This is a genomic window from Thioalkalivibrio denitrificans (assembly GCF_002000365.1).
GTDB lineage: Bacteria > Pseudomonadota > Gammaproteobacteria > Ectothiorhodospirales > Ectothiorhodospiraceae > Thioalkalivibrio_A > Thioalkalivibrio_A denitrificans.
The window spans coordinates 1-700 of sequence record NZ_MVBK01000154.1 but is presented as its reverse complement, the minus strand read 5'-3'; the positions used below and the strand labels follow the sequence as shown (position 1 = coordinate 700).

Annotated in this window: 1 protein-coding gene; it reads right to left on the bottom strand. The window is 60.9% G+C overall.

All coding sequences use genetic code 11. The features are described 5' to 3' along the window. Nucleotides 1-94 precede the first annotated feature (94 nt). On the bottom strand, nt 95-499 hold the full coding sequence (dksA, locus tag B1C78_RS17125) for an RNA polymerase-binding protein DksA (protein ID WP_077280365.1): 405 nt from the start codon (nt 497-499) through the stop codon (nt 95-97). Nucleotides 500-700: the final 201 nt, after the last annotated feature.

Sequence of the window (700 nt, the reverse complement as noted above, 5' to 3'; positions counted from 1 at the left end):
GTCAGTTGTCAGTTGTCAGGAGCCTGGCTAAGGCAGAAAGTGTGTCAAGGGATTTTCAACAACGGACAACTGACCACTCACAACGGACAACCATTCACCGCCTCTCATCCCTCTCGTGCCGCTCCTGGGCCTCCAGGCTAAGGGTGGCGATGGGGCGCGCCTCCAGGCGCGCGAGGCCGATGGGCTCGCCGGTTTCCTCGCAGTAGCCATAACTCCCGTCATCGATGCGCCGGAGCGCGGCATCGATTTTTCCGATGAGCTTTCGGTAACGATCCCGGGTACGCAATTCGAGGCTGGCGTCGCTTTCCCGGCTGGCCCGGTCGTTCGGGTCTGGTTCGCGCCACTGCTCGTTACGCAGGTTGCGAATGGTTTCGTCGGACTCGTCGAGCAGCTGTTGCCGCCACTCCAGAAGCTTCTGTCGAAAATAGGCCAGCTGAAGTGGGCTCATGTACGGCTCTTTGTCCGACGGCCGGTAATCGCTGGAAAGCTTGTCATGCATGGGCGCCGAAACCTCGCTCATCCGGGGTCGCCGGGCGACCCAAGGCCTGAGTATAGCCCAGAGCAACCCAAGGCCTTCCACCCTTTTGGGCACCCTGTTTGCGCCAGGGCAATAGATTAACCCGCATATCTCACCGGGATCGCGGGAACAGGCGAAGGTTTCGGGTTCGTAGGCGCCGGTCTGGAGCGAAACCCATAGCCG

Bases quoted from the DNA above. Each gene is read 5' to 3' on its own strand.
- dksA (WP_077280365.1), bottom strand. From the start codon at position 499: ATGCATGACAAGCTTTCCAGCGATTACCGGCCGTCGGACAAAGAGCCG.